Here is a 4280-nt window from a genome sequence, read left to right on the forward strand (position 1 = left end):
CTACAGGTTCAAACCATGCGATTTTTTGTAGGAGCGAGGCTTGCCCGCGAAGAGGCCGGTGAAGGCAGCAAAGATCTACTGCCCAGACCGCGACGGCAGCAGCTTCAACGTACTGCGCGTATTCGCCGTCACCTCTTCATCATTCAGATGCGCCTGGAAATAAACCCCCTCGATATACGCCTCCGCCTGATCGTCATAGTGCCTGTCGAACAACACCCCGCTCTGACCCACCGGATTGACGGTCAGACTGTGGGTCGGGTCGGCGAAGTCGATCAGGCGTCGGGTCGATGGGCCGTAGGTCACCGGCCAAGGCGCCGGGCCGATTTTCGCCGAGAGGTTGTTCGGCACTTCATGGCTGCCGGGTGCGGCGAAGGGGCCGACGTTGAACAGCCTGTCCAGCGGCTTTTGCTGGCCCAGCGGATGGCCGTGGGTGAGGGTGTGCGCTTGGCCCCACTGCCATTGCGTGAAGTCCGTGCCGAGGGTGGTCTTGAGATGGGCGATGCTCGCTTGCCAGGCTGCCTTGACCGTATCGGCGCGGGTCTCCTTGCCCAGGGTGTTGCGGTTGTCCCACCAAGGTGAATCCGGATTCGCCGCCAGACGCGGCAACGCAGCATCGATCACCCGGGTCGAGAGCAGGGTTTCGAAAAACTGATCGCCCAACTCATCGTGCATCGCCGCATCCGCCAGATTGAACAGGAACTGGTTGAACACCGTGCCGTTGACCGAGTCGAGCGGGTAATCACCCTTCCAGATCGCCAACTGCTCCACCAGTTTCAGCTCGGCGGGATCACTCACCACGCTGCGCAACACTGGAATCAGCGGTGCCAGCAACCGCGGCCCGTAGCCGGTGGTGGTGCCCAGTTGCAGGGCCTGGCTGGATTCCAGATTCCATTTGACGTTCTTGTCGCCCAACTGATGGTTGAGCTGCTGACCACGGTCGGCCAGGTTGTAGTAACCGGGGATCTCGATGCCCGTCGGCGACACGGGCTGGAAGTTGGCCGAGACGATGTAGCCCCGCGCCGGGTTTTCTTCCTGGGGGTTGGCGCTGAATGGATAGAAACCGTCCTTGTCAGCGTCGTTGGTGCTGCCGTCAAGAATGAACCACGGACTCACACCCGCCGGACGTTTTGGCAGCTGCGCTGCGGCCCACCAGCCGATGTCGCCCTTGGCATTGGCCCAGACCACGTTCAGGCCCGGCGCCTGGATTTTTGCGGCGGCGGTTCGGGCCTTGACCAGGGTGTCGGCGCGGTTGAGCTGGTAGAAGCCTTCGAGAATCGGGTTCTGGGTTTCGAGAAACGCCCACCACATGGCGATCGGCGTCTTGCCGACGCTGTTGCCCAGCGCATCGTTGACGATCGGACCGTGGGGCGACTGGCGCAACTTCAGGGTCACCGGCTCCTGGCCCTTCACCGCGATCTGCTGTTCGCTGGTCACCATGTCGACCCATTTGCCGCGATACCAGACCTGATTCGGATTGTCGGGGTTGACCTTCTCGGCGATCAGATCGAGGTCGTCGTTCTGGAACATGGTGATGCTCCAGCCGAAATCCCGGTTCATGCCCAGCGAGGCGAACGGCATCAGCGCCTGATAGTGCCCATAGAGTTCGAAGCCGGGCGAGGTGAGGTGCGCCTCGTACCACACCGACGGCGCGGAGAAGCGGATATGCGGATCACCCGCCAGCAGCGGCTTGCCGCTTTTGGTGCGGCTGCCGGAAACAGCCCAGGCGTTGCTGCCCTCGAACTGCGGCAGGCCATTGTCGGCCAGGGCCTGTTCGCTTAGGCGGGCGAGGGCGTTGAGGTCTTTCCAGTCGACACTGGCCAACGCAGGCGCGGTGCTGCTGTCGTGGTTGCTCAGCACGCCCTTGGGTTGCCATTCGAGATCGAACACGTTCAGGTAGTCGGCGCCCAGTTGATCGCGCACGAAGGTCAGCAGCGGTTCGGTACGGAAGGCCGCGGCGAAGCTGTAGGCCATGTAGCCGGCGATGCTGATGGTGTCCTGTGCGGTGAACGGGCGTTTGGGAATGCCCAGCACATCGAACTCCATGGGCTTGGCGTGGCTGTCCTGATACTGGTTGATGCCATCCAGATAGGCCTGCATGGCGATGAAGGTGGGGGAGTTCTTGTCGAGATTCGCCAGATAGGTTTCGGCGCGTTCGCGAATGCGCAGGCTGCGCATGAGCTTGTCGGTGTCCAGCAGTTTCGGGCCGAGCACTTCGGCCAGCTCGCCACGGGCCAGGCGTCGCAGCACTTCCATCTGGAACAGCCGGTCCTGGGCGTGGACGTAACCCAGGGCGCGGTACAGGTCGGGTTCGTTTACGGCGCGGATGTGCGGTACGCCGCGCTCGTCGTAGCGCACGGTGACCGAGCCTTGCAGGTGTTGCAGTTCCACCATGCCCTGACGTGTCGGTTGCTTGCTGTAGAGGTAGCCGCCGGCTCCTGCGGCGAGCGCGGCGATCAGCAATCCGAGAACGGTCAGGCTACGTTTCATGGTGACTCCTTGTTGTTATGGGTGGCAGCTGTTCCCTGAAGCCATTGTTTAACACGGAGTACGCGAGGGCTGCATCGCCCGTAGGAGGGATTCGTTTGCAGCGTTTTGCTCTAACGAGCGGTATCCACCGGCCAAGGGCAGTAACACCCCACCGCAAGTGTGTGCGTGGCACTCACCGGGCGGCCTTCGTTCAGCGCCTTGAGGATCGGCTCGATAAAGCTGTTGCTGGAATTGCAGGTCAGGCCTTCGCTGTACGGGCCGAAGTACGCCAGCTTGCCGCTGCGATCCCAGATCGCCACGGCGGGGCTGGCGGGGACCTGCTCGGAGCCGGGCAGCACGTTGAGGGTTTTCAGGTTGCTCAGGGTGCTGGGCAATGCACCGTGGCTGCCGGGTTTCTGCACCGAATAGAATTCGACGCCTTGCGGTCCGTATTGCTCGACCAGTTCGCTCAGGTGCTGTTGATTGCCGACGTTGCACGGGCAGGCCGGGTCCCAGAAGTGCACGAGGCGGATCGCGCCGGGGCCGGCGAGGGTATCGGGCAGGCGCAGCGGGTCGCCGGAGAACAGCGCCGTGTGCTCGCTGAACGCGCGCACGTAACGCCCCTGAAACCAGTCATAAGCCGCCCACAGAACACCCGCACACATCAGGGCAAGCAAGCTGATAAACAGGGTGGCGCGCAGCGGCGATCGCATGGGTTCAATCCTCGAAGGTCGGCTAGCTTGCCATGCTTGCCGCGACAGATGAATATCGCAGCTCAATCAAGTCCGTTTTGCGCTCTGGAATCGCCCATGTCTGCCACCTTCGACCCTGACCAACTTCGCGCCAGCCTGCGGCCCTTGGCCGAGGGGCAGCCGCTGTCCGCCCAGGCGCAGGCCTATCAGCGGTTTTACGGGTTGGATTTTTCCTCGCGCAACGTCAGCAGCCGGCTGGGCCGTTTCCAGGTCGACGGTTATGAGCTGGTCAGCCAGGTCTGGTTATCCGAGCGGCCGAAGGCGACGCTCTTCATGCTTCACGGTTTCTACGACCACACCGGTCTCTACCGGCATGTGATCGAGTGGGCGCTTGAGCAGGGCTTTGCGGTGATTGCCTGTGATTTGCCGGGGCATGGATTGTCCAGTGGCGAGCGGGCGAGCATCAGGGATTTCGCCGAGTATCAGGACAGTCTGCAAGGGTTGTTTGCTGAAGCGAAGTCGCTGGATCTGCCGCAACCGTGGCACTTGTGCGGGCAGAGTACCGGCGGGGCGATCGTGATCGATCATGTGCTCAATGCCGGTACGGACAGTCCGGCCCAAGGTCAGGTGATTCTGCTGGCGCCGCTGGTAAGGCCGCGGGACTGGGGTTGGTCGCAGGTCAGTTATTACCTGCTCAAACCTTTCGTCAGAGGCATCGCCCGGCGCTTCAGCGAGAACTCCAACGATCCGGATTTCCTGCCGTTCCTTCAGGCCGACCCGCTGCAAGCGCGACGCCTGCCGACGGCCTGGGTCGGCGCACTGTCACGGTGGATCAAGCACATCGAGGCCGCACCGCGCAGCCAGCGGCAGCCGTTGATCGTGCAAGGGCAGGCGGATATGACCGTGGATTGGCGGCACAACCTTGAAGTGTTGAAAGCCAAGTTCGATCGCCCGCAAGTGCTGATGTTGCCGGAGGGGCGGCATCATTTGGCGAATGAAACCCTGGCGATGCGGGGGGAGTACTTCGGGTTTTTGAGCAAGCGGATCAAGGGCAGGAATGTGTAGCGGCAGTGAGGGCCTCATCGCGAGCAGGCTCGCTCCCACAATGGATCTGTTTGCACC

Annotated in this window: 3 protein-coding genes; 1 reads left to right on the top strand and 2 read right to left on the bottom strand. The window is 62.4% G+C overall.

All coding sequences use genetic code 11. The features are described from left to right. Positions 1-75 precede the first annotated feature (75 nt). Both ACW9JE_RS29095 and ACW9JE_RS29100 read right to left on the bottom strand, forming a co-directional pair. Positions 76-2487, bottom strand: a complete 2412-nt coding sequence (locus tag ACW9JE_RS29095; RefSeq protein WP_457434722.1) for a penicillin acylase family protein — start codon at positions 2485-2487, stop codon at positions 76-78. A 110-nt stretch (positions 2488-2597) separates the two neighbouring features. Beyond that, positions 2598-3179 (bottom strand): DUF6436 domain-containing protein, encoded by a 582-nt coding sequence (locus ACW9JE_RS29100; RefSeq protein ID WP_457434723.1) that lies wholly within the window; start codon positions 3177-3179, stop codon positions 2598-2600. Positions 3180-3275: 96 nt separating this feature from the next. Between ACW9JE_RS29100 and bipL the strand changes: the two genes are divergently transcribed. Further along, positions 3276-4223 (top strand): phospholipase BipL, encoded by a 948-nt coding sequence (gene bipL, locus ACW9JE_RS29105; RefSeq protein WP_457434724.1) that lies wholly within the window; start codon positions 3276-3278, stop codon positions 4221-4223. The last annotated feature ends 57 nt before the right edge of the window (positions 4224-4280 follow it).

This window comes from Pseudomonas sp. SDO55104_S430 (assembly GCF_054070595.1).

Excerpts from the sequence above, each read along its gene's own strand:
- ACW9JE_RS29100 (WP_457434723.1), bottom strand. The coding sequence starts at position 3,179 with ATGCGATCGCCGCTGCGCGCCACCCTGTTTATCAGCTTGCTTGCCCTG.
- bipL (WP_457434724.1), top strand. The coding sequence starts at position 3,276 with ATGTCTGCCACCTTCGACCCTGACCAACTTCGCGCCAGCCTGCGGCCC.
- ACW9JE_RS29095 (WP_457434722.1), bottom strand. The coding sequence starts at position 2,487 with ATGAAACGTAGCCTGACCGTTCTCGGATTGCTGATCGCCGCGCTCGCC.